This window comes from Comamonas sp. CMM03, assembly GCF_019218715.1.
GTDB lineage: Bacteria > Pseudomonadota > Gammaproteobacteria > Burkholderiales > Burkholderiaceae_C > Comamonas > Comamonas terrigena.
Window position 1 is genome coordinate 434,839 of record NZ_JAHUXB010000001.1, and the last position, 25,365, is coordinate 460,203.

Annotated in this window: 29 protein-coding genes and 1 pseudogene; 12 read left to right on the forward strand and 18 right to left on the reverse strand. The window is 64.0% G+C overall.

The features are described 5' to 3' along the window. Positions 1-6 precede the first annotated feature (6 nt). Genes KW830_RS02035 through KW830_RS02045 form a run of 3 tightly spaced genes read left to right on the forward strand, consistent with a single transcriptional unit; the run spans position 7 to position 2,306 of the window. Complete coding sequence (locus KW830_RS02035; protein WP_218331856.1) at positions 7-645, forward strand: TetR/AcrR family transcriptional regulator; 639 nt, start codon at positions 7-9, stop codon at positions 643-645. A 48-nt stretch (positions 646-693) separates the two neighbouring features. Beyond that, the gene (locus tag KW830_RS02040) at positions 694-1,677 is read left to right on the forward strand and encodes an MDR family oxidoreductase (RefSeq protein WP_218331857.1); all 984 of its coding nucleotides are present in this window, start codon (positions 694-696) and stop codon (positions 1,675-1,677) included. 41 nt (positions 1,678-1,718) lie between these two features. Further along, positions 1,719-2,306 carry a peroxidase-related enzyme gene (locus KW830_RS02045; RefSeq protein WP_218331858.1) on the forward strand — a complete coding sequence of 196 codons (588 nt, stop codon included), beginning with the start codon at positions 1,719-1,721 and terminating at the stop codon, positions 2,304-2,306. Positions 2,307-2,605: 299 nt separating this feature from the next. Here KW830_RS02045 and KW830_RS02050 read toward each other — a convergent pair whose 3' ends face one another. From KW830_RS02050 to KW830_RS02070, 5 genes are all read right to left on the reverse strand, one after another. Then, positions 2,606-3,157 carry an RNA 2'-phosphotransferase gene (locus KW830_RS02050; RefSeq protein WP_255578038.1) on the reverse strand — a complete coding sequence of 184 codons (552 nt, stop codon included), beginning with the start codon at positions 3,155-3,157 and terminating at the stop codon, positions 2,606-2,608. A 35-nt stretch (positions 3,158-3,192) separates the two neighbouring features. Then, positions 3,193-3,513 carry a hypothetical protein gene (locus KW830_RS02055; protein ID WP_218331860.1) on the reverse strand — a complete coding sequence of 107 codons (321 nt, stop codon included), beginning with the start codon at positions 3,511-3,513 and terminating at the stop codon, positions 3,193-3,195. A 208-nt stretch (positions 3,514-3,721) separates the two neighbouring features. Then, the gene (locus tag KW830_RS02060; protein WP_218331861.1) at positions 3,722-4,246 is read right to left on the reverse strand and encodes a hypothetical protein; all 525 of its coding nucleotides are present in this window, start codon (positions 4,244-4,246) and stop codon (positions 3,722-3,724) included. Positions 4,247-4,366: 120 nt separating this feature from the next. Further along, on the reverse strand, positions 4,367-4,927 hold the full coding sequence (locus KW830_RS02065) for a flavodoxin family protein (protein WP_066533081.1): 561 nt from the start codon (positions 4,925-4,927) through the stop codon (positions 4,367-4,369). Between the two features lie 76 nt (positions 4,928-5,003). Next, complete coding sequence (locus tag KW830_RS02070; RefSeq protein ID WP_255578039.1) at positions 5,004-5,426, reverse strand: hypothetical protein; 423 nt, start codon at positions 5,424-5,426, stop codon at positions 5,004-5,006. A 234-nt stretch (positions 5,427-5,660) separates the two neighbouring features. On the opposite strand from KW830_RS02070, the gene KW830_RS02075 reads away from it, so the two are divergent. Together KW830_RS02075 and KW830_RS02080 are read left to right on the forward strand one after the other, a co-directional pair. Further along, positions 5,661-6,140, forward strand: a complete 480-nt coding sequence (locus KW830_RS02075; protein ID WP_218331862.1) for a helix-turn-helix domain-containing protein — start codon at positions 5,661-5,663, stop codon at positions 6,138-6,140. 92 nt (positions 6,141-6,232) lie between these two features. Further along, the gene (locus tag KW830_RS02080; RefSeq protein WP_218331863.1) at positions 6,233-6,688 is read left to right on the forward strand and encodes a GFA family protein; all 456 of its coding nucleotides are present in this window, start codon (positions 6,233-6,235) and stop codon (positions 6,686-6,688) included. Positions 6,689-7,201: 513 nt separating this feature from the next. On the opposite strand, the pseudogene KW830_RS02085 reads toward KW830_RS02080, so the two are convergent. The 3 genes and pseudogenes from KW830_RS02085 to KW830_RS02095 all read right to left on the reverse strand — a co-directional run. After that, a pseudogene (locus tag KW830_RS02085) lies at positions 7,202-7,531 on the reverse strand (LysE family translocator); the annotation flags it as partial. A 20-nt stretch (positions 7,532-7,551) separates the two neighbouring features. Continuing rightward, complete coding sequence (locus KW830_RS02090) at positions 7,552-7,917, reverse strand: antibiotic biosynthesis monooxygenase (protein ID WP_218331865.1); 366 nt, start codon at positions 7,915-7,917, stop codon at positions 7,552-7,554. Positions 7,918-7,980: 63 nt separating this feature from the next. Then, positions 7,981-8,613, reverse strand: a complete 633-nt coding sequence (locus KW830_RS02095) for an FMN-binding negative transcriptional regulator (RefSeq protein ID WP_218331867.1) — start codon at positions 8,611-8,613, stop codon at positions 7,981-7,983. Positions 8,614-8,726: 113 nt separating this feature from the next. Between KW830_RS02095 and KW830_RS02100 the strand changes: the two genes are divergently transcribed. Further along, positions 8,727-10,241: a PLP-dependent aminotransferase family protein gene (locus tag KW830_RS02100; protein WP_218331869.1), complete on the forward strand. Its 1,515-nt coding sequence runs from the start codon at positions 8,727-8,729 to the stop codon at positions 10,239-10,241. A gap of 86 nt (positions 10,242-10,327) precedes the next feature. After that, a complete protein-coding gene (locus KW830_RS21235) occupies positions 10,328-10,846 on the forward strand; it encodes a DUF2834 domain-containing protein (protein ID WP_255578040.1) in 519 nt (172 codons plus the stop codon). Positions 10,847-11,171: 325 nt separating this feature from the next. Here the strand turns inward: KW830_RS21235 and KW830_RS02110 are convergent, their stop codons facing one another. Further along, complete coding sequence (locus KW830_RS02110) at positions 11,172-12,098, reverse strand: NmrA family NAD(P)-binding protein (protein ID WP_218331873.1); 927 nt, start codon at positions 12,096-12,098, stop codon at positions 11,172-11,174. 126 nt (positions 12,099-12,224) lie between these two features. On the opposite strand from KW830_RS02110, the gene KW830_RS02115 reads away from it, so the two are divergent. Further along, positions 12,225-12,884, forward strand: a complete 660-nt coding sequence (locus KW830_RS02115; protein WP_218331875.1) for a TetR/AcrR family transcriptional regulator — start codon at positions 12,225-12,227, stop codon at positions 12,882-12,884. A gap of 184 nt (positions 12,885-13,068) precedes the next feature. Here the strand turns inward: KW830_RS02115 and KW830_RS02120 are convergent, their stop codons facing one another. Together KW830_RS02120 and gstA are read right to left on the reverse strand one after the other, a co-directional pair. Beyond that, positions 13,069-13,656, reverse strand: a complete 588-nt coding sequence (locus KW830_RS02120) for a dihydrofolate reductase family protein (RefSeq protein ID WP_218331878.1) — start codon at positions 13,654-13,656, stop codon at positions 13,069-13,071. A 165-nt stretch (positions 13,657-13,821) separates the two neighbouring features. Beyond that, entirely contained in the window at positions 13,822-14,451 is a 630-nt protein-coding gene (gene gstA / locus KW830_RS02125; protein ID WP_218331880.1) for a glutathione transferase GstA, read from the reverse strand. Between the two features lie 143 nt (positions 14,452-14,594). On the opposite strand from gstA, the gene KW830_RS02130 reads away from it, so the two are divergent. Next, entirely contained in the window at positions 14,595-14,912 is a 318-nt protein-coding gene (locus KW830_RS02130) for a helix-turn-helix domain-containing protein (protein ID WP_066533055.1), read from the forward strand. A 109-nt stretch (positions 14,913-15,021) separates the two neighbouring features. Beyond that, positions 15,022-16,260, forward strand: a complete 1,239-nt coding sequence (locus tag KW830_RS02135) for a DUF711 family protein (RefSeq protein WP_218331882.1) — start codon at positions 15,022-15,024, stop codon at positions 16,258-16,260. Positions 16,261-16,421: 161 nt separating this feature from the next. Here KW830_RS02135 and KW830_RS02140 read toward each other — a convergent pair whose 3' ends face one another. After that, complete coding sequence (locus KW830_RS02140) at positions 16,422-16,667, reverse strand: hypothetical protein (protein WP_218331884.1); 246 nt, start codon at positions 16,665-16,667, stop codon at positions 16,422-16,424. Between the two features lie 162 nt (positions 16,668-16,829). Here KW830_RS02140 and KW830_RS02145 point away from each other — a divergent pair, with 162 nt between their 5' ends. Then, positions 16,830-17,159: a hypothetical protein gene (locus KW830_RS02145; RefSeq protein ID WP_218331885.1), complete on the forward strand. Its 330-nt coding sequence runs from the start codon at positions 16,830-16,832 to the stop codon at positions 17,157-17,159. Positions 17,160-17,860: 701 nt separating this feature from the next. On the opposite strand, the gene KW830_RS02150 is transcribed toward KW830_RS02145, so the two are convergent. The 3 genes from KW830_RS02150 to nth all read right to left on the reverse strand — a co-directional run bounded on the left by KW830_RS02150 (position 17,861) and on the right by nth (position 21,192). Beyond that, positions 17,861-17,974 carry a nitronate monooxygenase gene (locus tag KW830_RS02150; RefSeq protein WP_218331886.1) on the reverse strand — a complete coding sequence of 38 codons (114 nt, stop codon included), beginning with the start codon at positions 17,972-17,974 and terminating at the stop codon, positions 17,861-17,863. Between the two features lie 527 nt (positions 17,975-18,501). After that, positions 18,502-20,250: a methyl-accepting chemotaxis protein gene (locus KW830_RS02155; RefSeq protein ID WP_218331887.1), complete on the reverse strand. Its 1,749-nt coding sequence runs from the start codon at positions 20,248-20,250 to the stop codon at positions 18,502-18,504. Between the two features lie 282 nt (positions 20,251-20,532). After that, positions 20,533-21,192, reverse strand: a complete 660-nt coding sequence (gene nth / locus KW830_RS02160) for an endonuclease III (RefSeq protein ID WP_066533352.1) — start codon at positions 21,190-21,192, stop codon at positions 20,533-20,535. Between nth and KW830_RS02165 the strand changes: the two genes are divergently transcribed. Then, positions 21,191-21,358 (forward strand): hypothetical protein, encoded by a 168-nt coding sequence (locus tag KW830_RS02165; protein ID WP_218331888.1) that lies wholly within the window; start codon positions 21,191-21,193, stop codon positions 21,356-21,358. The genes nth and KW830_RS02165 overlap by 2 nt on opposite strands. A 122-nt stretch (positions 21,359-21,480) precedes the next feature. Here the strand turns inward: KW830_RS02165 and KW830_RS02170 are convergent, their stop codons facing one another. The 3 genes from KW830_RS02170 to KW830_RS02180 all read right to left on the reverse strand — a co-directional run bounded on the left by KW830_RS02170 (position 21,481) and on the right by KW830_RS02180 (position 25,324). Continuing rightward, positions 21,481-21,945: an NUDIX hydrolase gene (locus KW830_RS02170; protein ID WP_218331889.1), complete on the reverse strand. Its 465-nt coding sequence runs from the start codon at positions 21,943-21,945 to the stop codon at positions 21,481-21,483. A 255-nt stretch (positions 21,946-22,200) separates the two neighbouring features. Further along, entirely contained in the window at positions 22,201-22,938 is a 738-nt protein-coding gene (gene traT, locus KW830_RS02175; protein WP_218331890.1) for a complement resistance protein TraT, read from the reverse strand. Between the two features lies 1 nt (position 22,939). Then, the gene (locus KW830_RS02180) at positions 22,940-25,324 is read right to left on the reverse strand and encodes a S1C family serine protease (protein ID WP_255578041.1); all 2,385 of its coding nucleotides are present in this window, start codon (positions 25,322-25,324) and stop codon (positions 22,940-22,942) included. Positions 25,325-25,365: the final 41 nt, after the last annotated feature.

Sequence of the window (25,365 nt, forward strand, 5' to 3'; positions counted from 1 at the left end):
TGCCGCATGCACACCGACCCACTCCTGAAACCGCGGCGCGGCAGGCCGCCAAGGCCCCGGGTCGAGGACGTTGACACGCGCGAACTGCTCCTGCGTGCAGGTCTGGAGACGCTCACCGAAAAAGGTTTCGCCACCGCCGGAATCGATGAAATCCTGGCCCGGGTGCGGGTGCCGAAAGGCTCGTTCTATCACTACTTCCCCAGCAAGGAAGCCTTTGGCCTGGCGCTGATTGAACGCTACGCCAACTACTTTGCCTACAAGCTGGACAGCCACTTTGGCAATGAGGCGCTTGCGCCGCTGGCAAGGTTGGATGCCTTCGTCGCGGATGCCGTGGCCGGTATGGAGCGGTACGACTTCAAGCGGGGCTGCCTGATTGGCAACCTGGGGCAGGAAATGAACGGCCTGCCCGAGTCCTTCCGGGAGCGGCTGACCGAGGTTTTCAGCGACTGGGAGGGGCGCACCGCCGCCTGCCTGGACGCCGCCAAGGCCCAAGGCCAGCTTGCACCCGGCGCGGATACGGCCCAGCTGGCCTGTGCATTCTGGATTGGATGGGAAGGGGCGGTGCTGCGCGCCAAGCTGGAGCGAAGTGCCCAGCCGCTGCACACCTTTGCCCGTTTTTTTGCTGCGGGCCTGCCCAGGGCCTGATTTTTTGGTCTTTTTATAGACGATCAGTCTAAATGTGAAGGAGTGGCGATGTTCAGTGGAATCTTGATCGGCAAAGACGACGGTGGCTACCACGCGAAGCTACAGCGCATAGACGAGTCGCTGCTGCCGGAGGGTGACGTGCTGGTGCGCGTCTCCCATTCGACGCTCAACTACAAGGATGCGCTCGCCATCACCGGCCAAGGGCCCGTGGTGCGCAAGTTCCCCATGGTGCCGGGGGTGGACCTGGTGGGTCAGGTGGAGCATTCGTCCCATACCGCTTTCAAGCAGGGAGACTGGGTCTTGCTCAACGGCTGGGGGGTGGGTGAAACCCACTGGGGCGGCCTGGCGCAGATGGCGCGCCTGAATGGGGACTGGCTGATTCCTTTGCCCGCCGGTTTCACTCCCCAGCAGGCCATGTCCTTGGGCACGGCGGGCTACACGGCCATGCTCTGTGTCATGGCCCTGGAGCGCCACGGTGTGAAGCCCGGCGATGGCGAGATTGTGGTGACCGGGGCCGCCGGCGGCGTGGGCAGCGTGGCCATCGCCATCCTGTCCCAGCTGGGCTACGCCGTGGTGGCGGTGACCGGGCGCACCGATGAAACCGACTACCTGGTCGGCCTGGGGGCCAAAGAGGTGCTGCCACGCGCGCAGTTTTCGCAACCCGGCAAACCGCTGGGCAAGGAACGCTGGGCCGGGGCGGTGGACGTGGTGGGCAGCCACACCCTTGCCAATCTGTGCGCCAGCACCCGCTACGGCGGCGTGGTGACGGCCTGCGGGCTTGCCGCCGGCATGGACTTCCCGTCCACGGTGGCGCCTTTCATTCTGCGGGGCGTGACGCTGGCGGGCATCGACAGCGTCATGCGGCCCACAGCCGACCGGCTCGAAGCGTGGTCGCGGCTTGCGGTGGACCTGGATCTGAAGCAACTGGGCACCATCGGCCGCGAGGTGCCTTTGACCGAGGTGATTCCGCTGGCGACGGAACTCCTGCAAGGGCGGGTCAAGGGCCGCATCGTTGTCGATGTGAACCGCTGACCCGTTCCCCCTCAGCGCCTGACAACCACTGGAGACAAGCCATGACCATGACCCCAAACCATGCTGGCGCCATCAGCCGCTTTCCTGTGCCCCCACTGGAAGACATGCCCGCAGACATCCGCGAGCGGCTGGTGGCGGTGCAGGAGAAATCAGGGTTCATTCCCAACGTCTTTCTCACCCTGGCCTACCGTCCCGACGAGTTCCGCGCCTTCTTTGCCTACCACGATGCGCTGATGGAACGCCCCGGCAACCTGAGCAAGGCCGAGCGCGAAATGATCGTGGTGGCCACCAGCGCGGTGAACCAGTGCCAGTATTGCGTGATCGCCCATGGGGCTATCTTGCGCATCCGCGCGAAGAACCCTTTGATTGCCGATCAGGTCGCTACCAACTATCGCAAGGCCGACATCACGGACCGCCAGAAGGCGATGTTGGATTTCGCCATGAAGGTGTCGGCCACGGCGCACCTGGTCGGTGAAGCGGATTTCGACGCCCTGAAGCAGCACGGTTTCACCGAGGACGACATCTGGGACATCGCCGGCGTGTCGGCGTTCTTCGGCATGTCCAACCGCCTGGCAAATGTCACCAGCATGCGTCCCAACAAGGAGTTCTATGCCATGGGGCGGGGCTGAGGAGGTCAGGGGCAGGTTCCGCGACTGGAGAGCGTATCTGCAGACGGGCCGCAAGGCGGGAGCGGCTGCCACAGGTTCTGGGTGGCTTGCACTTTTGGGTCTTGCAGTGCTCATGCGACCGGCAGCGGCGCAGATATTGGCTTCGACGGGAAGTTCATCACACGCTCTAGAGGGTGTGGCCTCGGACTGCAGAGGCACAGGAAACAGGAAACAGAAAGCGGCCTTAGTGGCCGCTTTTTTGGGCGCCCGAGCCAGGCCATCCTCCGGGGCGGCCGTTCCTGCCCGCGCTGCGGTGGCGGTCACACTGCGTCGGAGGGAAAGCCGATGAACTCCGGCGCGACCGCTGTGGTGAGCCAGACGCCATTCTCGGCGCGCAAGAAGACCTGTCCGCTGGCGTGCAGTGCCTGCGCGTCCACCCACAGCACGCAGGGCTTGCCGTGGCGTCGGCCTACGGCTTCTGCCGTCAGCGCGTTGGTGGACAGGTGCACATGCTGCCTCTGCATCGGCTGCAGGCCATGGCGGCGAATGGACGCAAGGAACCGCAAAGCAGTGCCATGAAACAGGCGACTTGGTGGCTCCTGGGGCGGCAGCGCAAGCTGCACTGGAACAGAGTGGCCTTGGTTGGCGCGAATGCGTTGCCCGTCGTCGCTGAAGGCAAACCGTTGCTTGTCGCTGCCGGCCACAATCTGGCTCAGCGATGCGCGGTCGAGTGCCACGCCGTGGGCATTCGCGCGTTCCAGAAGCGCGTCAACCTGCGCCCACCCCGCACTGTCCAACGACAGCCCGATGGTCTCTGGTGCATGGCGAAGGACCAGGCTCAAAAACTTGCTCTTTTCCACCACGCTGCTCATACCCATCGCTCCAATGCCATCGCTCCCACGTTCTTCTATTCCAGCCACTCGCGGCTCTCCGGAACCATGTGTTCCGTTCGCCAGGCTTCCAGGCTGGCAAAGATGGCGGTTGCTGGCCAGGGCGGTGTTTGCTGCCCTTGCCAGACCAGGTGGACCAGGGCCACCCGGCCGGTACCGTCCAGCAACGCGAACAGCGCGTCGTCGCCATTGCCGCGGCCGATGAGCTGGACGGGAACCCCGTGCAGTGCATGGCCCGGACTGGTTTCGCGCGCCAGCTGCTCGGCGAAAGTGCGCAGGTAGCTGTCCCTCGCGCCAGTGGTTGATGTCCAGGGTTCCAGCCAATCCGTTTCTTGCATCTTGGGATTCTATTTCCCATGGTCCCATGTGCCCATGCGCGGCTGCCACCGCACGCGGGCCGGGCGGACTGGGCGCGCGGGGCCCTAGGTCAGCTTCGGGCCGTCTGCAGCCTTCACCTTTCTCCCGACATTGCAGACGACCGCAGTGGCTGGAGCTTCATGCTCTCCATGCCAGGGAGTGGCGGTGGGCTCTGCGGTCACACCCAAGTCAGCAGGCTACCGTTGCGCCAGCCACCGGCAACCCATTCAGGAACGCGGCCACTTGCCGGTTGCCGCGCAGGTGCACCACCGGCACCTGGGGGCCCTTGGCCAGGCGCATGGCTTCGATGCCCGGGCGGTTGGCGTTGTCATAGTGCCAGACATATTTCAGAAACGTCAGGAACGCACGGTTGTGCTGCTCCTGGCAGCCTGCGGCCAGGTCGGTGCGGGGCTGCTTGCTGAAGCTGCGCGCAACCACGCGGCGCAGGCAGGTCCAACGCGGGGTGTCCAGCCAGATGACCAGATCGGCACGGGGCAGGCGCAGATCGAAGGTGCGGCGGGCGTAGTTGCCCTCGCAGACCCAGGCATCGGGCGCCACTGCGTGGCGCACCCGTTCGCGGAAGACCTCGGCATCGGCCTCCACCCAGCCCGGCTCCCAGAACAGGGTGTCCAGGTGCACCACCGGCAGGCCCAGGCGCGCGCCCAGGGCGCGGGCCAGTGTGGATTTGCCGCTGCCTGCATTTCCCAAAATCACAATCCTCTGCATGAACGGCTTCCCATCGTCAAAAGGGTGGCGATTCTGCGGATTGGCAGCGACCTGTCAACAGCCCGGCGCAAATAAAAAAGGCCTGCGCACGCCCGCAGACCGCCTGCCTCAAGCGCCCGGGTTGAACCGCTGCGCCACCTGGGACACCCGTACCCCGTAGCCGCGTGCCGTGGCGATGTCCCCGTCGGGAATGGCGGCTGCGTCGGCATCCGACGGCGCTTGCACCAGCAGGCCCACGGAGCCTCCCAGGTTGTTCACATCGTTGCGGGTGGCCGCCAGGGTGTTGGAAGGAGGCACGCCCAGGCTGACCCAGATGCCGCCATGCTGGGAGGCCAGTGTCTGCATGCCGATCAAGGTCACCTGCTTGTCACCGTTGAGGCTGGCGCTCACGGAAAAGCCTCCGAAGACCTTGTCTTGCCAGGCGCGGGTGAACCATGCCTTGGAGCTGGCATCGGCAAACTTCTTGAACTGCCAGGGCGCGGAGCCCATGTAGGTGGGGGCGCCCAGCACAATGGCGTCGGCCTGGGCCAGTGCGTCCCAGGCTTCGTCGCTGAGGTTGCCTTCCGGGTCGATGCGCAGCAGTTGCGCCTGTGCACCCTGTGCTACGGCTTCAGCGATGCGTTGCGTGTGGCCGTAGCCGGAAAAATAGACCACTACAGTTTTTGCCATATGTCCTCCTGCGGATTGGCGGTGAAGATGGGGCTGGGGAAAGCGGCTGCGCCGGGCGCAAGCCGGGGTGCCAGGCTCAGGGGATTTGCACCAGACTGCCCTTGCGGCGGGATGCAGAGCCATCGGGCAGAAAAATGTTGGTGTAGGCCACACCGTTGCGGAAGTCGTCCACATGGACCACGTGCTGCCCCGCGCGGCGCGACCAATAGATCATGTAGACGCCGTCACCCACCGGCGTGACCGTGATGGGTACGTTGGCGGTGTTCTTGTCATCGGGAGAGGTGAACACCATCTCCCGGGCGGACTTGAAATCCAGGCGGAATTTCTGGTCGCCGAAATCCACAAAGTAGGACTTGCCGGCGGCAATGAACTCGCTGTCCGAAGCGATGGCGACGGCATGGGGATCGGTAGCGGGCGTCTGGGCGCTGGCCCAGGGGGCCGACAGCAGCGCCGCAGCGCCCAGGATCAGGGAAGCAGCGGTTTTGGGAAAAAAGGTCATGGGACAGATTCCAGAATGGCGATTCAAAGACCGCATCGGCGTTGCACAACGCGGCCTTCACCCGTAGTGCTGCCCTTGAACCTGGCCCATCCAGTCGCCATGTGCCCGCCACTTGCATGGCGGGGCACACATCCGGATTCTGGGCACACAAACCCGTCGGTGGCGGGCTGTCTTGGGGCATCGGTTTAAAGGTATTCAGCAGATACTTGGTATATTTTTCATCGTTGTCTGTGCATGCCCAAGAACGCACCTGGAGGGCACCAGATTCCCTGGAGGAAACCTATGACCGATGACGCACTGCGGCTGCATGCAGGCCGCTATGCCTACAACGTCTACGAAGAAAAATGCCCGACCCGCCAGGTACTGGAGCGGCTGGCGGACAAGTGGGCGCTGTTGATCCTGGACCGCCTGGAAACCGGCCCGCAGCGCTTCAATGGACTCAAACGCGAGATCAAGCAGATCACGCAGAAAGTGCTGACCCAGACCCTGCGCAAGCTGGAGCGCGATGGCCTGGTCACCCGCACGGTGTATGCCACCAAGCCCGTCACCGTCGAATACGCACTGACGGCCCTGGGGGCCACCTTGACGGAAACCGTGGCCGCGCTGGCGCACTGGGCCGAGCAGAACATGGATGCGGTGGCCGCGGCACAGGCCGCCTATGACGCAGAAGAGGCCCGCCAGGCCGAGCTGCAAAAGCGCGTGCACCGGCTCTGAGCGGAACGGGAAAGGCGCGGCCGCAGGTGCTCTGTCGCAGGGATGCACCGGCCGCCTGGCCGTACGCGGGCAACCCGGCGACAATGGCCGGCATGACCGACAACCATGCCGATGAACGCCCCGTCTACCAGGCTGCGTGCCACTGCGGGACGGTGCGCTTTTCCCTGCGTTTGACCGATGGCCTGCGCACGGTCCGCCGATGCAACTGCTCGTACTGCCGCATGCGCGGTGCCGTGGCGGTGTCCGCCAATCTGAGCGACCTCACCGTGACCCAAGGGCGGGATGCGCTCACCCTGTACCAGTTCAACACCGGCGAGGCAAAGCACTATTTCTGCGCACGCTGCGGCATCTACACCTTCCACCAGCGCCGCTCTTCGCCGGACCAATACGGCATCAATGTGGCCTGCATCGAAGGCATGAGTCCCTTTGACTTTGACAAAGTTCCGGTGAGCGAAGGCCGGGTGCATCCCAAGGACCGGCCCGGTGGTGCGTCGAACGTTGCCGGCTGGATCCTGTACCAGGCCAACCCCGAGGCAGGCGGGGACTGACGCCGTGGACGGGTGGTGGAGCGCCAGCTCCCGGCCCGATGGCCCTGGCGATGGACCGCCCCTAAGCGCACGCCTGCGCGCGCTGGGTGTGCTGCATCCAGCCGGTGAACTGCAGTAGCTTTGCATTGAACACATCGCCCGGCGCCCAGGGGGGGCGGGCATGCGCCAGAAAGAGCGCGAGCTGTTCCGCCTTGCCGGGACACAGGCTGGCGAAGTGGCTGGCGTAATCCTCCAGAGTCTTTGGCCAATAGCCGTCTGAGACGGGCGCAGCACCTGGGTGGCCCATACCAGCTTGCGGGCCGCCTCTTTCGGCAGCCGCCGCAGGGTGTGCTGGTCCTGCGCACCGGCGATGCGCGCGGCGTAGCCCTGCAGCACTCGTGCAGAGTCGCCGTTGAGGGCCTTGGCAATAGCGGGGGAGGGCCGGAATGCCGGAAACCGCTGCGCCAGATCGGCCCCCTGGATGCAGCGGCATGCATGCTTGAGCCAGTAGCCTCAGCTGTACAGATGGGCGGGATCCAGCACCTCTTCCCGCACGCCGATATCGAAGTCGATCAGCGCACCCGCCGGGCTGCGGCGCACCAGCATGCGCACGCCCAGATAGACCAGATAGGCCGCGCCCACGTACTTGACCAGGGTGAATGCCCACGCGGATTGGGCGATGAGCAAGGACAGTCCCCACGCCGCGGCCAGTACATGGACCAGGCCGCCCAGCGCCGTGCCCAGGCAGGAGGCCAGCCCTTCCGGTCGGCCGCCGGCCACGGTGCGGGCGACGACATCGGCGATTCCCGGGCCCGGCGTGATGGCCAGCACCAGGGCGGCAAAGAGAAAAGCAAGCAACGACATGGCGGATGGTTAAGGATGGTTCAAGAGTGGTGTGAGGGCGCCACGGTAGCTACCCCTGCTGCCCCAGCTGCCGCTGAAAGCGGGTGGGCAATGCCGCCGTCGCCATGGGCGCGAAGCACCTGGGCGATGACGACCTGGTAGCCCTTGATCCACTGCGCCTGCTGCTGCTTGGCGGCCAGGTGGGCAGGGTGCTGCATGAGCTGCTGCAAGGCTTCCAGGCTCTCCCAGTAGTAGACCGTGGAGACCAGGCCTGCCGCAGGGTTCTCCCACGCTTCCTCGCCCAGATAGCCCGGGATACCCTTGGCCACGTCGGCGATGATGGCGTCGAGCCGGTGAAATTCGTCGTCGTAGTCGCCCGGGGCGAAGGTGAAGGTGGCGCTGTACATCTCACCCTCCATCCGGTGCATGGGCGCGGCGGCCCTGGCCGCCACCAGGCGGGGGCAGGGCCCTCATGGCTGGGACGCGGTGTGGTGCATAGCCTGCGCCAGGCCATGGTGGCCCACGGACTCCAGCCCTCGGATGGCGCCTTCGCGGTCCGGCACCTGGTGGTGCTGGTTGAGCTTGCGCTTGCATTCCAGCCGGCTCAGCCGGATCTCGATGCCCACAATGTGCTGCAGCTGCTGCGCCATGTAGTCCGACGGTGCGTCCCCCATCTTCCAGGGCACGGGCTGGTCGGCCTCGTGCTGCCGCGTCAGGCGGCCGACCACTCCCCGCACGAACTTCTCGTCGTCGCGGACGTGGATGGTGCCGTGGGCATGCACCACCTCGTAGTTCCATGTGGGCACGCGCCGGTGGGTTTCCTGTTTGCCGGGATACCAGTTGGGGGAGATATAGCCTTGCACTCCCCGAAACACCACCAGCACCTGCTCGCCATCACGCACCTCCTGCCAGATCGGGTTGGCCCGCGCCACATGGGCCAGCAGCACACCGGCGCCGCCGCCACTGGTGTCCAGCAGAAAGGGCAGGTGGTTCGCCTCCAGGCCGCTGGCGGTGTGGGTCACCAGCATGCCCAGCGCGTTGTCGCGCACGATGCGGTGAAGCTCCTCGGTGCGAGGTTCGGTGAATTGCGTGGGAAGGTACATGGCGCTTGATGGCGGTTGCAGCGGGCAGCGCCCGCGAAGCCACCACTGTGCCGCCATTGCGGCTGGTGGAAAATAGCCAGTTTTGAGCAATTCAACCAGACCAGTTGACCGCCATGGCCATGCACAACGAACGACGGACCGGACTGAGCCGGGCCCTCTACGAAGAATTTCGTGCCCGCATCGCGGACGGCACCTATGCCGCGGGGACGGTGCTGCCGTCCACCCGGGCACTGGCTGCGGAGCGCGGGCTGTCGCGGGCGACCGTGACCCTGGTGTACGAGCAGATGGCCGCCGACGGGCTGATCGACAGCCGCGCAGGGGCCGCCAGCCGCGTGGCCGCCGGTGCGGCGGCGCCGGTCCCGCCCAGGCGGGCACGTGCCGCCGCCACAGCCGCAGCAACGGTCACCGCCACGGCGGCGGGTGGGCTGGCCGGAAGGCTCTCGCGCATCGGCCAGCACATGCAGGCCTTGCAGCTGGCAGACCCCCGGCCCACGCAGCCTGGAGAGATCGATTTTGTCTACGGGCCGCTGGCGGGCCGCGACTTCCCGACATCGACCTGGATGAAGGCCCTGCGTGCCGTGGAACGCCAGCGCATGCCCAGGCTGGAGTACGAAGACCCGCGCGGCAACCTGGAACTGCGCCGTGCGCTGCAAAAGCACCTCAGCCAGTCCCGGGGGCTGACCTGCGCGGTGGAGCAGATCCTCATCGTCAACGGCTCGCAGCAGGCATTGGATCTGTGCGCCCGCCTGCTCATCAATCCCGGCGACCAGGTAGTCGTGGAGAACCCAGGGTACCGCATGGCCCACCACGCATTCGAAGCCTACGGGGCCAGGCTGTGGTCTGCCCCCGTCGATGCGCAGGGGCTGGTCACGCAGCAGCTGGCCGCAGCGGGCGACGCGAAGCTGGCCTATGTGACGCCCACCCACCAGTTCCCGCTGGGCGCCTTCTTGCCCATGGCACGCCGCCGGCAGTTGCTGGACTGGGCGGCCCGGCACCATGCCTGGATCATCGAGGACGACTACGACAGCGAGTACCGCTACACCGTGCGCCCCGAAGCTACCCTGCAGTCGCTGGACGCGCACGGCTGTGTGATCCACGTCGGCACCTTCTCCAAGACGCTGTCGCCGCAGTTGCGGCTGGGCTATATGGTGCTGCCGCCGGCGCTGGCCGAGACCTTTGCGGCCGCCAGGCGCGTCAGCGACCGGCACGGCGCAACCGGCATGCAGCGTGCCTTGGCGCGGATCCTGGAAGACGGCAGCTACGACCGCCATGTGCGCCGCATCCGGCGTCTGCAACAGGCACGGCAGCATGCCCTGGTGCAGGCGCTGGAGCGCCACCTGGGCCCGCAGGTCACGGTGCAAGGTGCAGCCAGCGGCCTGCACCTGGTGGTGTGGTTCAAGGAGGTGCCTGCAGCCCTGGAGCCGGCGCTGGTGGATGCCGCGCGCGCATGCGGTGTCCGTGTCTACCCCATCAGCCCGCTGTATCTCCCGGGCACGGACGAGCGCCAGGCGAACCCCGCCGCCGGACTGGTGATGGGCTATGCCTTGCTGGAGCCGGACACCATCGCGGCAGGCATCCAACGCCTGGCCGAGGCCGTGGCGCGCACCAGGCCCGGCCAGGGCGGATGAGCGGTGTACGGCCGCACAGCCCAGCCGTGGCATGCACTGGCCGCAACGGCCGCAAGCCCATGGGCGCGTCTGCGGCTGGGCAGGCCATGGCAGAACGCAGTGCGCGCGCTGAAGGAGGGAGGGAGCCGGTGGGCAGGTGGGGTGATGCAGATCACAGGCCTTGGCGGTGGCCATGGCTACCATGGCCGGGCACCTGGGTGCAGCGCATCCATGTCGCAAGCGCTCCGGTACGGTCAACAGGCCGGCGCGGTCAGGCCTACACAGAACGCCCTGTGCAACCCATCTACCTCCTTCTTTGCCTGGCGGGCGCAGCCTTGCCCCTTTCGCAGTTTGTGCCCTGGCTGGCCGTGCACGGCCCGGATCTGCCGCTGCTGCTGCAACAGGCCAGCGCCAGCCATATTGCTGCCTTTGCCTGGGCGGATGTGCTGGTCTCGGGCATCGCGGTCGCCGTGTTTGTGGTGGTGGAAGGGCGCAGGCTGGTCATGCCCCGGTGGTGGCTGCCGCTGTGCTGCTTGGCCGTCGGGCCTTCGCTGGCATTGCCGTTGTTCCTGCTGCTGCGGGAGCGGCATCTGGCGGCAGGCAGGCTGCGCGCGGGTGTGGAGTGATGGCTGTGCTGTGGCGTCCACGGACGGTGCGTGGGCGCACTGCGGTTGTTGCCGGCTGGCTTTGGGTAGTCTTTCAGGTCGCTGCATCCGCATGCGTCGGTTCGGGAATGAGCGCGGTAGCAATTTGCTGTGCATGAGGTCCCGGGGCATCTTTGACCGGCGTTCTGCTCCGGGTTGAACGGCATGCTTGAACTGCTCACTGACAGCATTCGACCCGTTGCTGCCGTTCATGATTTGCCAGCAGATGTCTGCTGTGCAGCGATTGCAGCCGCTTGCCATGCTCGCTCCCAACGGCAGATTTCTGCCATTCCTGCTGCTTCAGCGCTCAACCGATTACGAACTTGTCGCGGTTGCGCGCAATGAACTGGTCTAGCGTCGTCAGCGGCACGCCCCAACTGCGCACAGCATTGAGGTCTACCTTGTATCCCTCGACGTTGTTCCACGATTCAGACTGGGTGGCCAGAGAACCGTAGGGTCGGTCGAGCAGTTCGTCGTCCGTCAACGTCATCGCCGAGACCGGCTTGCCCGTCGCAACGCTCATCTTGGCGGCGACCTCGGGCAAGGTGGCGCGCTCCACCGCCAGGTCGATTTCATGGCCGTTAAAACGCGCAGGATCGGCAAAGGCGGCGGCGGCAAACGCGCCGATGTCGTCCGCCGCGATCCAGTCAATGCCGGAGTCGGCCGCGATTGCAGTCTCGAAACGACCGCGCTGACGGAGCGACGCGAACTGCATGTCCGCCTGCGGCGGCACGATGTCCTCCATGATCATGGCTGGCTTCAGGATGACCCAGTGGCGGAAGCCTTGCGCCTTGACCATATCAATGACAGCGGCCTTGTTGTTCCAGTACAGCGGCTCCCAGCGGCCTTCGTCCCAGCCGACGAAGTTCTTCTGATCGCCTGCACGGGCAACTGACGTGTGGACCACCGTATCCACCCCAGCACGCCCAGCGGCCTCAATCAAAGCCTTGCCAGTGACAACCTCGGTATCCGGATCGCCAGGGTGTGAGCCCATCTGCATAGAGAAAACACCGCCCACCCCCGCCAGCGCGGCGTCCAGACTGGCGGCATCGTTGAAGTCGCCCTTCACAACATCCACACCTTGTGCGCTGAGCGCCTGAGCTGCGGCCGAGGAAGGATCGCGTGTCATAGCGCGCACGGGGTGGCCTGCCTGCAGCAGCGCACGCACAACGGCGCCCCCTTGCTTGCCAGTGGCGCCTGTGACCAGAACGGGACGGATGGTGGAGTTTGACATGGGAAGCCTTTCGTCTGTTGAGCACTCATAACGCCAAGATGGCGCTGGAGAACAATGCAACAATATACGAAACGCAATAGTTTCGGAACTGTATGGTTTAGAATTTCTGTGATACCCTGGATGGAGATGAACGACCAGCAAAACCGACACCCGCATCGCCTACCGCCAGCAGAACGCGGGCGCAATCAAGACACCAGCCGCGACGAGCTCATCATCAACGCAGCTCTGGAGTTGCTGGGGACTAAGGGATACCAGAGCCTGACCATGACGGACGTAGCGGCGCATGCGGGGGTATCAAAGGCAACGCTTTACAGGCGCTGGACGGCAAAAGCTGATCTGGTGGCCGACGCTGTTGCAACGCTGGACTCGTTGAACTCGCCCCGCTATCCAGGCACGTCGCTCCGGGACGATCTTCTCGCGTTGGTGCATCACGCCGGCAACTGCACCGACCGCCCTGAAATCGTCATCGCTACCATGGAGATGGCGCGTTTGCACCCGGAGCTCTATCGAACCCTAGCCGAGCGTTACAGCACTTTCGTCCGGGCAGAGCTGTCCAAGCTGTCTGCAACCGCGACTCATGCTGGTTACATGGCTTTGTCCGAGGTTGAGCTCGACATCCTGGGTGACACGGTCATTGCGCTCGTGGCCTATTACGGTGGACCAGCAGGTGCACCAATTCCGTCCGAGCGTCTAGCTAAGGTCGTCGACCACTTGCTGATGTTGATGTTGACTGGGACACGTGCATCAACAGAAGCCACCACGCCTAAGCGTGCAATGGGTCGATAGCCGTCCTTGGCGTGGCTGACCACTAACGTCAGCTCACCGCTTGAAGCAGTCGGCCAAGTAGCGTTCGCGAACGGCTGCTCCTGGCCGAACTCGGCCGGTCATGACCAGCAGCCCAGTCAAGCTGGAAAATAGAATCCGTGGTGGTCGTATTCGTGGCTGTGAATCGCCAGCCTGGCGAAGTTTTTCAGGCGGTGGCGCCCGGAACCGGGTCGCTCTGCACGGGGTTCTGGACCTGGTAGCGCAGCTCCGCCATGCCGCTTCCCATCTGCTGCACGGACTGGAGCTTGAGCGCGGGGTAAAGTGCCTGCCGGGGGAACAACGGCTTGCCCGTGCCGAGGGTGGCAGAGCCGATCTGCACGATGACTTCATCCAGCAGTCCGGCGTCGTAGAACTGGCCGGCCAGGTCGCCGCCGCCCACGATCCACAGGTTCCGGTCGCCCGCTGCCGCGCGCATGGCGGCGTGGACGGGGCGCACATCGCCACTGGCGAATTGAATGTTGGCACCGGCAATGGCAGGCAGGGTGCGGCTGGTGAACACCCAGGTGGGCTGCGTGTAAGGCCATGGGGAACCCGTCTCGGCCGCCACCTTGTCCGCATTGCGCAGCATCCACTCGTAAGTGGCGGAGCCCATGGCCAGGGCCCCGACGCCGGAGATGAATTCCGGATAGCTGGACTCATTCAGCTCGCCCAGGGAGAACAGCCAGTCCAGGGAGTCGTCCTCGGTGGCCAGAAAGCCGTCCAGGCTGGTGGCGGTGTAGTAGGTGGTCTTCATCCGCCAGATTGTAGTTAGCGGTTTGGGGGCGGTTCGGCATGCCGCCCGCTTGGGGCACGGGCAGGTGAAGAGGGCGCCGGTGCCCCATGGGCACAGCACATCTGGATGCGCTGTGCCGGCTTCAGCCGGTTGGATCTTGGTGAGTAGGTACGCATGCGTGCAGCGTTATTTCAGGCCTTCGGTGTCCAGCGCTTTTCTCACGGCAGGCCGCTCGCGCATGCGCAGGTACCAGGCCTTGAGGTGTTCGAGACCATCGAAGCGGATATTGGCTTGGTAGGTGGGAACCAGCCATTCGGCCTGCCCCCATTGGGTGAGTGCGTAGAGGTAGCTGTCGGCCACGGTGTAGTGCCCCATCAGATAGTCCTGGCTTGCAAGCTGCGCGTTGATCCAGGCATAGCGTTGCGCCAGCTTGGGCGTGGCGGACTCGGTGGCATACCTGCCGGCCTGCACCGGGTAGAGCAGGGGGATGAAGCCTTTGTGGATTTCAGAGGTCAGGAAATTGAGCCACTCCTGCAGCCGGTAACGCGCCATGCTGGTGTGTGCCGGGGCGAGTTGCGCGTCTGGCTGGAGGTCCGCCAGGTACTGTAGGATGGCCGGACCTTCGCGCAGCAGGCTGCCATCGTCCAGCTCCAGCAGCGGCGCATATCCCAAAGGGTTGAGGTCCAGAAAATTGCGCCCATCCGCAGTCTTGTGTGTTTTGTAGTTCACCTGGATGGGGGTGAAGTCCAGCGCCAATTCGTGGAGCACGATGTGGGGGGACAAAGAGCAGGCTGCAGGGATGTAGTACAGCTTCATGGGAGGCTTCCGATCGTTGACGTACGCCGTGACATACGGCGCTGCCGCGAGTGTTCACCGGCAGGTATCAAACTGGAAGAAGGCAAAAAAACTGCAGATAGGTTAAAAAACGATACCTAGAAGATCGCCTGGAAAGTTGTGCTATGAAAGTGAGTGTCAGTGGCTGCTCTGTGGAAGAAGCCATGCGGCTGCTGGGAGGGCGGTGGCGCCTGCTGATCGTGTCCTACCTGGTGGACGGGCCCAAGCGGTTCAACGCATTGCGCCGGGACATGCCCGGTATTTCGCAGCGCTCGCTGACCCTGGACCTGCGCGCCCTGGAGGAATCTGGTCTGGTGCAACGCACGGTGTGGCCCACAGCACCCGTTCGGGTGGATTACGCGCTCACGCAGGACGGCGAACGCCTGAAACCCGTGGTCGCTGTGATGAAAGAGTTCGGGCTGTGGCTGAAGGAGCGGGGTTAGCACCTCGGCTTTGCAGGCGGCTGGCGCCGGATTGGCACCGCCGCCCGCTTGATCGGGGCAGCTCAGGCAGCCCTTAAGATGCTGCGCTGTCTTCGATTGCCCTGGCGCCATGCTCACTTCTGCTCTGCACCCCTTGGTGCGCGTTCGCACTGTCACTGCCTTCCTCACACTGGGCCCTGAACCCGGCACCTGGCCCGCTGCGCTGGCGCAGGCCAAGCGCCAATGTGATCGCCTGGCGACGGCGCTGGAGGAGCAGGCAGGCTATGCGGTGCAGTCCATCCGTATCGTCAGCAACCCGTTTGGTGAGTACCTGGACACCCGCAGCGCCGCCAGCGCGCAAGCCGGGCTGGCCCATATCACCGAGCTGCTGGCCCAGCTGAACACCGGCAGCCGCCGCATCCGCTTTGCGATCGGCGAGGCGCGTACCACCGCCGAAGTCGCGCTGCTGCCCGCGTTGATTGCCGCGTATGGCGACCTGTGCAATGCCTGCGTCAACATCGATCTGGATGAGGCCGGCTACCTGGGCGGCGAGCTGCTGGAGCGCAGCGTGCAAGCCGTGCAGGAGATCGCCGCGTGCACGCCGCGCGGCGAGGGCAATTTCAACTTCACCGTCAATTTCAACTGCGTCAGCGGCATTCCCTATTTCCCTGCGGGCTACCACCGTGGCGAGCTGGATGCCTGTCTGGTGCTGGGCCTGGAGACGCCGGACCTGCTGGTCGATGTGCTGCACACGCTGCAGCCAGAACGCCAGAGCCTGCCCCATGCCGCCTGGATGGCCCGCGCCGCGCAGGCGCTGGGCGATGCACTGTCCAGCCATGTGGAGCGCATCAGTGCCTGTGTGAACGCTACCGCGCTGGATGCCGGCTGGCGCGTCATCGGCATGGATACCTCGGCCGCACCCTCCAAATCCTGCGCCTCCATGGTGCAGGTCTATGAACTGCTGGGGGTGCCGTTCTTCGGGGCCTCCGGCACGGTGGAGGCATCGGCCTTGCTGACCCGCGTGTTCAAGTCCGTGCAGCACATGCCGCAGATCGGCTTCAGCGGCCTGATGCTGGCCGTGACGGAAGACACCGGTCTGGCGCAAGGCACGCAACACGGCCACTTCGACATTCGCGCCTTGCTGACCTACAGCAGTGTCTGTGGCATCGGTCTGGATACCGTGCCCGTGCCGGGCGATGCCAGCGCCAGCCAGATCGCCGCCGTCATGCGCGACACCGGCACCATGGCGTTTCGCCTGAACAAGCCGCTGACCGTGCGCCTGTTCCCGGTGCCCGGCCTGCAGGCCGGTGAGTTGACCGCTTTTGAGAGCGCGGACCTGTGCAACTGCGCGGTGCTGGCCCTGCCTTAAAGTGGCCCACACGGTCGTGCCTGGCCTGATCTGGCACGGCATAGGCCGCAGATTGGCGCGGCCTGGCCTGGACAAGACGTGAAGCCGCAGGCCATGCATCTGGTGCGACCAGGCGGGGCAACGACGTAGCAAGGGTAGGGCGGGCGGCGCGAGGTCCCCGCCTAGGGTTCGGTGAGCTCCACCGCATCGCTAAGCCCCAGCGCCTCATCCAGCAGGCATTGCAACGCCACGGCCGCCACCGTGCGGTCCACCAGGTGGTCAACAAAATAGAAGCCGTCCGGCTCGATGGCGAAGCGGTAGCTTTCGGCCGCGGTGGCGCTACTGGTCGGGCTGGGCAACTTCCGCTGCAGTGCAGCGGGGTCGTAGTTGCCGGGCACGGAAAATTTGATTTTGTACTCTCGTCCCATGGGGTGCAGTGGATCTTCGATCTGGGTGATTTTCTGAGATTGTGTAGCGGTCCAAAGCGGCCAATAAGGAGCTCCGGGCCGATAGAAAAATTCGGCGAACGTAGGCTCCCCATCCAAAGTAGTGAGTATGGGATGGCACTGATGCCATTACATTGGACAGCCATGAGACACCTCTTTGAGTATGAGCGCCCATTGGTCCAACACCTGTTCACTCAAGCCGGGGTATCTCTCGAAATCAGCGCACTTATTGTTCGACTTCTGTCGGGCGGAATGGGCAGCCTCTCCATCGCTCCATTCAACAGCTCTCGCAAGCTAGGCGCATCGCCAGCGGAGTGCCATTTCTACGATGCAGATGGCACCCCCGTCTCCGTGGTGCTCAATCTCGATCAAGACGGTAAGCCGTTTGAGATCGATATCTGGCGTGTGGACTTTCAGGCAGTGATTAGCTGGCCTTTGGAGAGAGATATCCTGCCAGGAGCTCCTGATCGTTGATTCCACACAGGAGTCCCGTAGCCTCATCCTTCACACCGAAGGCACACATACGGCGGTTCGGAAAAAATGGAATGAAGCTCTTCTCATATTCCACATTGCCCACGAGCGAATAGCGCTAGCCATATGGGCGGTTTGGCGAAGCCTTTTTGATTTTTGCATAGGTCTGATCTGCCGCAAAGCAGCTATGCTGGAAATATGAAATCCTCGCGCGAGGCAACATGTCCAAGGAATGCGTCTGGCCGATGGCAGGCACCTCTGCGCACCAACATCTGCGACTTGGGTACCTGTCTTTTAAACAACCATGTCAGCACATACATTGAGGCCGCAAAGTGTAAGTTCTGGCACTATGCGCTAGTTCATTTTGAATTAACTTAGGAAATGGCAGTTTTATTTTGCATTGAAGACGAAATTCACGCAGAGCTCGTTGGTGAAGGTTTTGTTTCTTTTCAGGCAGCTCTGACGGAAGTGCGGCGGCTTGCAAGCATCCCGTGGGACGTGGAGCCGAACGTGGCTCCTTGCCAGAGCTGGCGGACCTGCGGACGTCATTACGAAATTGTGGAATATGAAACTTCTACGGAGCCATCCTGGAAGGAGCTGCGACGTTTCCCCGTTGTCGAGGTCATGAGCGACGGAGTACGGTGGAACGCAAGTCAGCTGCCTCTCCACTTATAGTGGATTCGTGCCGCGCAGGCGAGACCGGTTCAACCCACATCCAGCAAACTATCGACCAGTTCCTGGACGCTGGGGATGGACTGGATGATGTCGATGCCGGTGTTCACGGAAATGATCCCTTCGTCCATCTGGCCCAGCAACATGCCGGGCCTGAGGCGGCCGAGTTTGCGGATTTAATCGTCGAGACTGAGGGTGTTTGAGCTGTCCTGAGACAAGGTGGCCAGGCGGCTCGGCCGTGCGTGAGCGGATGGTGCGTTTTACTTGGCGGCCAAAGTCGGGATCGCCTTCACCCATGCGCATGCCCAGCACATGGGCGTGTGCGTTCTGCATCTGGGCTGCGCCCATGATGTCCGGGTGCGCATTCACCCACAGGGTGGCCAGGTCGTGGCCGTATTGCTAGCTCAGGTAGGCCATGAGGGCCAGGGCCACCAGGCAGTCGCCGCCCATGCGCACGATGGCCCCCGGCCGAGGGGGCACCAGCCTTGAACACGCTGTCGACTGCAAGGCCAGGGCTATCGAGCCCACACCGATGGCCCTGCAGCACCCGCGAAAGACGATCCGTGTATCCCTGTGCATCCCTGCATTGTCTCCACAGGCCCACGCAATTGCTGCTTGTGCGTTTTAGGCGCTTTATGCAAGGAGGCAGGATCGGGATCGGGATCCTCAGCAGTTAAAAAGTTTCCCAATCATCGTCATGGGTCGTGGCGGCTGCAGGCGCTGCTTTGGCAACGGGGGCGGGAGCGATCGCAGCAGGAGTCTTTTTTGCCAAGGTGGCAGGCTTTCCAGCGGGGCGTGGCGCAGGAGCTGCTTTCGGCGCTGAGGTGCGGGTGGGCATGGGCGTCGCAGCGGCGCCCAAGGCCTGGCGCTGGGCGGCGTGGCTCCCTCCATCGCCCAGCTTGAATACGGACACCACTTGCACCAGGTCCTGGGACTGGGATCTGAGGCTGTTGGCTGCAGCGGCCATCTGTTCCACCAGCGCCGCATTCTGCTGGGTGACTTGATCCATTTGCATGACGGCTTCGCCGACTTGCGAGACGCCGGCGCTTTGCTCGGTGCTGGCGGCACTGATTTCACTCATGATGTCGGTGACGCGGCGTATGGATTGCACCACCTCTGTCATCGTCTCTCCCGCCTTGTCGACCAGGGTGGTCCCTTGTTCCACCCGCTCCACGCTGGCGCCGATCAGTGTCTTGATCTCTTTGGCTGCTTCGGCCGATCGCCCGGCCAGGGAACGCACCTCGCTGGCCACCACCGCAAAGCCGCGTCCCTGCTCGCCAGCCCGTGCGGCTTCCACTGCGGCATTGAGGGCCAGGATATTGGTCTGGAAGGCGATGCTGTCGATCACGCCGATGATGTCGCCGATCTTGCGGCTGGACTCGTTGATACCCTTCATGGTTTCAACCACTTGCCCCACCACCTCGCCACCTTGCGCCGCGACCTGGCTGGCATTCACGGCCAACTGGTTGGCCTGGCGGGCGGACTCGGCGTTTTGCTTGACCGTGGAGTCCAGCTCTTCCATGGACGCTGCGGTTTCCTCCAGCGCGCTGGCCTGGTTTTCGGTGCGTGCCGAGAGATCGTGGTTGCCCTGGGCGATTTCAGAACTCGCCGTGGCAACGCCATCCGCGCCCTGGCGCACGCTGGACACCACTTTGATCAGGCTGTCACGCATGGCCACCAGGGTATGCAGCAGGCCCGCCACCTCGTCCTTGCCGGTGATTGCCACTGGCGTGCTCAGGTCCCCGGCTTCAATCGCGCGAGAAAGGTCTTCGGCCTGCTTCAGCGAACGCACAAGCCCGGTAATGAGGAAATAACCGACGCTGGCGGCAAACAGCAGTCCGAGCACGATGGACACGGTGGAATACATGCGCACCGAACTGTAATGCGCCACTGCCCCGTCGTATTCCGACTTGGCGACATCAAGCTGCAGCTGGATCAGCGCATCAACCTGCTCTTTGGCAGGCGCATACAACGCCGGCAGCACCTTGGTAGACAGGCGATGGCTTTCCTGCATATCGGCGGAGCGCAACGCTGCCAAAGCGGGCCTCAATCCCTCCTTGACATATCTACCACGGGCTTCGGCAAACTTCTTGGCAATGCCTGCCTCTTCCGGCGTGAGGTAGGTGGCCATGTACTCATCCCACCCCTTGGTGATCCTGCCGATATTGGCTTCGACCGAAGCGGTGAGCTGGGTCACCACCTCCGGACTCGCATCCAGCGTGGCCGCACTGACCAAATAGGCATTGGTCATCATCAGACTCTGGATCTGCCCCAGCTTCCCCAAGGCCACGGTCCGGTCTTCGTACACGGTTCTCAGCCCGTCATTGCTGCCCCCCATTCCACGCAGGCCGAGCAGACCGACTCCCAGGAGCAGCATGGACATGACGCCCACCAGCAATATCAATCGCGTTGAAATTTTCATTCTTGAGCCCCTTGCACTGAAAAATACATTCTGTGGTCACCAGACAGCGCCATGTCTCTGCGCAGTGCGTTTTTGCAAAATTTTTTTGCGGATGCACAAGCAGCTTGGATGGGGCACTGTGCGCTTGGCGAACACCTGACGGGCTGCGACTGGACAGACCACTTGGCACCCGCCTGGGGCCGAAAGCAGCTTCAGCGCAGGCCGGCACTGCGGCAGCCACGTCGGCGGTGGCCGGAACCTGGGCAGTCCTGCGGAACCCTTGTGCCCTTGTGCAGCAGGCGATCAGCTGCTGCGCTTTTTCGCGGCAGGCATGGGCGTCTTGGGCTTGAAGTCGCAGTAGGGCGTGACCAGGCATTCCCAGCATTTGGGCGTGCGGGCCTGGCAGACATAGCGGCCTAGCAGGATCAGCCAGTGGTGGGAGTCGACCGCGAATTCCGCGGGAACGCGCTTGAGCAGCTGCTTTTCCACTTCCAGCGGGTTCTTGCCTGGTGCCAGCCCGGTGCGGTTGCTCACGCGGAAGATGTGCGTGTCCACCGCCATCGTGGGCTGGCCGAAGGCCACGTTCAGCACCACATTGGCGGTCTTGCGGCCCACGCCGGGCAGGGATTCCAGCTCTTCGCGCGTCTGGGGGACTTGGCCGCCGAAGCGCTCCACCAGAATCTGGCAGGCCTCCATCAGGTGCTTGGCCTTGCTGCGGTACAGGCCGATGGTCTTGATATAGCTCTCCAGCCCTTCCAGGCCCAGATCCAGAATGGCCTGCGGGGTGTTGGCCACGGGAAAGAGCTTGCGGGTGGCCTTGTTCACGCCCACATCGGTGGCCTGGGCGGACAGCAGCACGGCGGCCAGCAGCTCGAAGTCGCTGCTGTATTCCAGCTCGGTTTCCGGGTGGGGGTTGGCCGCTTGCAGGGTTTGGAAGAAGGGGACGATCTGCGTGGTTTTCATGCTGGTGCGCATTGTCGCGCAGCATGGCAGGCGGCGCACGGGGTGGGACACCGGGCTGCCGTCGCCTCTGCTGCTGCAAGGGCTGACCCTGGCGCTGGTCTTGGCGGTGGCCGTGGCCTGCTTCAGCGATTTCCAACTCCAGGCCGGCGCACACCCATGTCCGTGACTACCGGCCAATGCCCGCCAAGGTCCGCATGGACGGCTCTGGCGGGCCATGCTCTGGCGATGGCACTGTCCCAGTTATCCAGCTACCCCATTGCCCAGTGACTCAGTTGCCCAACTGCTCAGTTATCCGGCAGCCTGGAGCAGGGTGTGCTTGAGCCCGGCCGGAAAGAGCGCCGGGCCGCCGGGCAGGTCCAGTTCTGACAGCGCAAACCAGCGTGCGGTGCAGGGCGTGCCGTTGTCTTCGTTGAATTCAATGCGGGTGAGGTCGGCAAAACAGTCCGTGCTGAACTGCACTTCACCAATGAACAGCACCTCGTGGCCGGTGGCGCCATGGTGGGTGTAGATGTTCTCCATCACCAGCGGCGCGCCGGTGAGCTGCACGTCCACGCCCAGCTCTTCCTTGAATTCGCGCACCAGCGCGGCCTGCCAGCGCTCGCCAAACTCCACACCGCCGCCCAGTGGGCGCACGCCGACCAGGTGGCCCTGGTCGTCAAACACTTCCGCCGCCAGCAGCTTGCCGTCGCGCCAGTGCAGTCCCAGTGCCTTGACCTTGACGTGCTGGGGTGGTCTCCATGGGGTCACCTCCATTGCGTGCCCCCGCTCCTGCAGATTTGGTTGCTTGTTGCCATGAAGCAATTCTCGCCGCCGCAAGCCGCTGCGAATGGGTGCCTGCGACCGATTTCCGCAACGGACAGCGAGCGGAGTGACCGGGCTCCACCTATCAAGGCCCCATCGAGGCCGCCGTCAAGGTTGTGCGGTGTACGCCCAAGCGGTGCCAGCCAGACAGCCCGGCAGCAGGGTGGCCGGACCGGACGGTCCGGTCCCCACCCTTGTGGGCCGCTCTCAGATCAGGTTGGACAGCACGCGTGCCAGGCGGTCCTGGATGGCGTGCATCACCTGCGCACGGTGTTCGCGCTTGTCGCCGGCATAGACGGCCACCTTGATGGTTTCGCGCATGGCAAACGACTCGAAGGTGCCATTGCCCTTGTCGGCCTTGGCTTCTTCGCGCTGGTCGATCCGGTTGCCGCCAATGACCAGGAAGTCCTTCTTCTTGTTCTCTTGCCTGAGCACGCCGATGTTGACGTCTGACAGCACCAGGTGGGTGTCGTACTCGGTGTTGGCGCGCAGCACCTCTTGCAGGGTGGCGCCCGCAATGGCGCCCAGCAGTGCGCCCGAACCTGCTCCCATGCCGCCAGGGCGCTTGGCCAGCTCGTAGCCGGCCACACCGCCCAGCAGTGCCCCCACCTCGTTGGAGGCACGCTGGCGGCCCTGGGCCACGGTGTTCATGAAGTAGAGGTTGATGTCGACCAGGATGCCGAAGTTCTGCTCGCCAATCTGGTAGCCCGCCGCGCGCAGCCCCGATTCAACGTCAGCGCGGATGCGCGAGACGTCAATGGAGGGATCGCCCGAGGAATTGCGCAGCCGCACTTTCACCGTCCGGTTGGCGAACTGGCTGGCGTCGACAAAGATGTTCTGCGAGGTGGCGCTGCCGATCTTGAATGCGTTGCCACCACGGAAATCGCTGCTGGCACAGCCGGCCAGGGCCACGAACACCAGAGGCAGGAGCAGGCGGGCTCTCATGTCATTTGCCCTTGAAGCGGTCGAGGTAGGAGCGGATCTCGTTGTAGGAGACGCTGAAGTTCAGGTTTTGCGCGCCCTGGTCCACACGGATCCAGTCGTTGACACCGATGACTGTATCCTTGAGCAGCAGAGGCCCGCCGGAGTTGCCCGGGCTGATGGGGGTGTCGGTCTGGATGAATTCGACCAGGTTGTCCGAGGCAATGGTGGTGCTGCGCTGGCGGCGGGCGGCACTGATGACGCCACGGGTGATGGTGAATGCGTAGCCCTTGGGGTGGCCGATGGCCTCGACCGTTTCGCCCAGCTTGAGCGGCCCGGAATGGATGGACAGGGGCTTGCCCGTCTGCTGGGCCTTGATCAGCGCCAGGTCGAGCCGGACGTCATAGTCGATCACACGGCCATAGGTCTTGGTGCCGTCGTAGAAGCTCATCTCGACGAGCGAGCTGCCCTCGACCACGTGGTAGGCGGTCAGTACCAGCTCGGGCGTTACATAAAAACCGGTCCCTATGCCGCCGTTATTGGGGTTGCCGATGACCAGCACGCTGTCAAAGCGCGCATCGGCAATGGTCTGGCTGGTCGCAGACCGGCTGCTGGTGGGGGCGGGTGCCGATGCCGGTGCGGCCTTGGCGCTGCGCTCGCCGGCATTGGAATAGGTGGGCGCCGCTGCCGCATAGCTGCGGGTGTTCAGTGTCTTGAGAAAGGCCTGGATGTCCGTGTACGGCGTGGTGGTGGCCGAGCCGAGGTTCTTGGCGTTGAAGAGCGCGCTGATGGGCACCGCCGCCGGGCGCTTTTCCCAGGCCGTGACTTCTGCTTCGGACGTGATATTGCGCTGAATGCTGGCCTTGTCGGGATCGTCGTCCCGCAGGTTGTAGGCCACGTTGAAGACCTCGTTGTCGTTGATCTGGAAGCTGTTTTTGAGAATGCGCTTTCGCTTGACGTCAATCACGTAGTAGTTGACGTCGGCGGTCTTGGTGGTGCTGATGTCGACTGACTGGTAGGTGTAGTCGGAATACACCGGCCGGCTGATTGTCTGGCTGGTGCCCGCCAGTCGGGCGGAAGCGCGCTCGACCGACTGGCGGGCGGTGGCGTTGGACAAGCCATCGGCAAACCCCTGGAGCGCACAGCCCCAGCCTGCTGCGCAGGCCTTGGGAATGGCGCTGCTGATCTGCGCACGCTGGAACTCGGCCATGGCCGTCTGGTAGTCCGCCAGCGCGGCGATGTACTCGGGGTTCTGCCCCTGCCAGACCCCGGTCTGTATCCGGCTCTTCATCTCCCGCTTGTTCTTGAACTCGCGCGCCACCTTGGCCGCGTTCAGGTCGGTCACGAACAGGTAGTCGAACCTGGAGAGATCACCGGAGGTGAACACCGCTTCGGTGGCCGGAGCAAACTTGAGGTCTGAATCCTGGGTGAAGCTGATCGCGAAGTCGAAGAGGTTGCGGCCTTTGAAGCTGGCGCTGGTCAGGTCGACATAGCCTATGGTGGCCAGGCTGGCGATGGCGTCCGTGCTGCCCCCGAAAGGGGCGCGCACGCTGCCCAGCGTGGAGACTTCCTCCAGCGAGATCCGCCCATCGGCCAGCAGTTGCGTGCGTACCATCTCGACATAGGCGCTGTCGATGCGCCTGCGGGTTGGCTCGGTGAGGTACGGGGTCAGCTTGACGGCATCCTTGCGGTAGGCGTCGCGGTCGCTGAGGGCCGCCAGATGGGCGAGTGCTGTGGCCTGGAACTTGTCAGAGGCCAGGTAGTCGTTCGCGTCGATGGTGACCTTGCCGACAAAGACGGGATTGTGCTCGCCTGTGGCCAGGATGCTTCCCATCTTGGCCGCGAGCAGATCGGGCTTGCTGGCCTCGGCCAGCTGGACCACGCGTGCTATCTGCTGTGCAAGCTCCTGCGTCTGGGCCTCGCCGAACTGGGCGACGGTGAACAGAAAGTTCTGCTTGACGGAAGCGGTCACCTGTTCGCCGTTCTTGAGCGCCTTGGAGACCTGCGACCACTTGGCAGGGTTGGCCAGGTTGTCAACGGCCTTGAGTTCCTGGGTGGCCTGCTCCGCCTTGTCTTGGTAGCTCTTCAGCCAGACATACTCGGCCAGCTTGGTGAACTCCTCGGGAGGCTGCTTGGCACCGGTGTAGCGCTGCTCGAAATAGATGGCCTCCATGTTGAAGTACTCATCGGCTTCGACAAACTTCGACTCGTTGACCAGCCGTTTGAACTCGCGCAGCTGCGGGCTCAGCACATCGCCGATGGAGTTGCCGATGCTCGCCAGGTCCAGCTTGACGGGCTGGAGCTGGGGCAGCAGGGAAGAGGAGCCGCCTTGGGTGGTGACGCAGCCGGCCAGGCTCATGGCCAGCCCCAGGGCTGCGAGGTGAAAGTACCGTGGCGTGTTCTGATGCATTCGATGGGTCCTCCTGATACTGCCCCGAGCGGGTGCTCCCA

What these genes read in the sequence shown, in the direction of transcription:
- KW830_RS02035 (WP_218331856.1), top strand. Translation starts at nt 7, where the DNA reads ATGCACACCGACCCACTCCTGAAACCGCGGCGCGGCAGGCCGCCAAGG.
- KW830_RS02040 (WP_218331857.1), top strand. Translation starts at nt 694, where the DNA reads ATGTTCAGTGGAATCTTGATCGGCAAAGACGACGGTGGCTACCACGCG.
- KW830_RS02045 (WP_218331858.1), top strand. Translation starts at nt 1,719, where the DNA reads ATGACCATGACCCCAAACCATGCTGGCGCCATCAGCCGCTTTCCTGTG.
- KW830_RS02050 (WP_255578038.1), bottom strand. Translation starts at nt 3,157, where the DNA reads ATGAGCAGCGTGGTGGAAAAGAGCAAGTTTTTGAGCCTGGTCCTTCGC.
- KW830_RS02055 (WP_218331860.1), bottom strand. Translation starts at nt 3,513, where the DNA reads ATGCAAGAAACGGATTGGCTGGAACCCTGGACATCAACCACTGGCGCG.
- KW830_RS02065 (WP_066533081.1), bottom strand. Translation starts at nt 4,927, where the DNA reads ATGGCAAAAACTGTAGTGGTCTATTTTTCCGGCTACGGCCACACGCAA.
- KW830_RS02070 (WP_255578039.1), bottom strand. Translation starts at nt 5,426, where the DNA reads ATGACCTTTTTTCCCAAAACCGCTGCTTCCCTGATCCTGGGCGCTGCG.
- KW830_RS02075 (WP_218331862.1), top strand. Translation starts at nt 5,661, where the DNA reads ATGCCCAAGAACGCACCTGGAGGGCACCAGATTCCCTGGAGGAAACCT.
- KW830_RS02080 (WP_218331863.1), top strand. Translation starts at nt 6,233, where the DNA reads ATGACCGACAACCATGCCGATGAACGCCCCGTCTACCAGGCTGCGTGC.
- KW830_RS02090 (WP_218331865.1), bottom strand. Translation starts at nt 7,917, where the DNA reads ATGTACAGCGCCACCTTCACCTTCGCCCCGGGCGACTACGACGACGAA.
- KW830_RS02095 (WP_218331867.1), bottom strand. Translation starts at nt 8,613, where the DNA reads ATGTACCTTCCCACGCAATTCACCGAACCTCGCACCGAGGAGCTTCAC.
- KW830_RS02100 (WP_218331869.1), top strand. Translation starts at nt 8,727, where the DNA reads ATGGCCATGCACAACGAACGACGGACCGGACTGAGCCGGGCCCTCTAC.
- KW830_RS21235 (WP_255578040.1), top strand. Translation starts at nt 10,328, where the DNA reads ATGGCAGAACGCAGTGCGCGCGCTGAAGGAGGGAGGGAGCCGGTGGGC.
- KW830_RS02110 (WP_218331873.1), bottom strand. Translation starts at nt 12,098, where the DNA reads ATGTCAAACTCCACCATCCGTCCCGTTCTGGTCACAGGCGCCACTGGC.
- KW830_RS02115 (WP_218331875.1), top strand. Translation starts at nt 12,225, where the DNA reads ATGAACGACCAGCAAAACCGACACCCGCATCGCCTACCGCCAGCAGAA.
- KW830_RS02120 (WP_218331878.1), bottom strand. Translation starts at nt 13,656, where the DNA reads ATGAAGACCACCTACTACACCGCCACCAGCCTGGACGGCTTTCTGGCC.
- gstA (WP_218331880.1), bottom strand. Translation starts at nt 14,451, where the DNA reads ATGAAGCTGTACTACATCCCTGCAGCCTGCTCTTTGTCCCCCCACATC.
- KW830_RS02130 (WP_066533055.1), top strand. Translation starts at nt 14,595, where the DNA reads ATGAAAGTGAGTGTCAGTGGCTGCTCTGTGGAAGAAGCCATGCGGCTG.
- KW830_RS02135 (WP_218331882.1), top strand. Translation starts at nt 15,022, where the DNA reads ATGCTCACTTCTGCTCTGCACCCCTTGGTGCGCGTTCGCACTGTCACT.
- KW830_RS02140 (WP_218331884.1), bottom strand. Translation starts at nt 16,667, where the DNA reads ATGGGACGAGAGTACAAAATCAAATTTTCCGTGCCCGGCAACTACGAC.
- KW830_RS02145 (WP_218331885.1), top strand. Translation starts at nt 16,830, where the DNA reads ATGAGACACCTCTTTGAGTATGAGCGCCCATTGGTCCAACACCTGTTC.
- KW830_RS02150 (WP_218331886.1), bottom strand. Translation starts at nt 17,974, where the DNA reads ATGTTGCTGGGCCAGATGGACGAAGGGATCATTTCCGTGAACACCGGC.
- KW830_RS02155 (WP_218331887.1), bottom strand. Translation starts at nt 20,250, where the DNA reads ATGAAAATTTCAACGCGATTGATATTGCTGGTGGGCGTCATGTCCATG.
- KW830_RS02165 (WP_218331888.1), top strand. Translation starts at nt 21,191, where the DNA reads ATGCTGGTGCGCATTGTCGCGCAGCATGGCAGGCGGCGCACGGGGTGG.
- nth (WP_066533352.1), bottom strand. Translation starts at nt 21,192, where the DNA reads ATGAAAACCACGCAGATCGTCCCCTTCTTCCAAACCCTGCAAGCGGCC.
- KW830_RS02170 (WP_218331889.1), bottom strand. Translation starts at nt 21,945, where the DNA reads ATGGAGGTGACCCCATGGAGACCACCCCAGCACGTCAAGGTCAAGGCA.
- traT (WP_218331890.1), bottom strand. Translation starts at nt 22,938, where the DNA reads ATGAGAGCCCGCCTGCTCCTGCCTCTGGTGTTCGTGGCCCTGGCCGGC.
- KW830_RS02180 (WP_255578041.1), bottom strand. Translation starts at nt 25,324, where the DNA reads ATGCATCAGAACACGCCACGGTACTTTCACCTCGCAGCCCTGGGGCTG.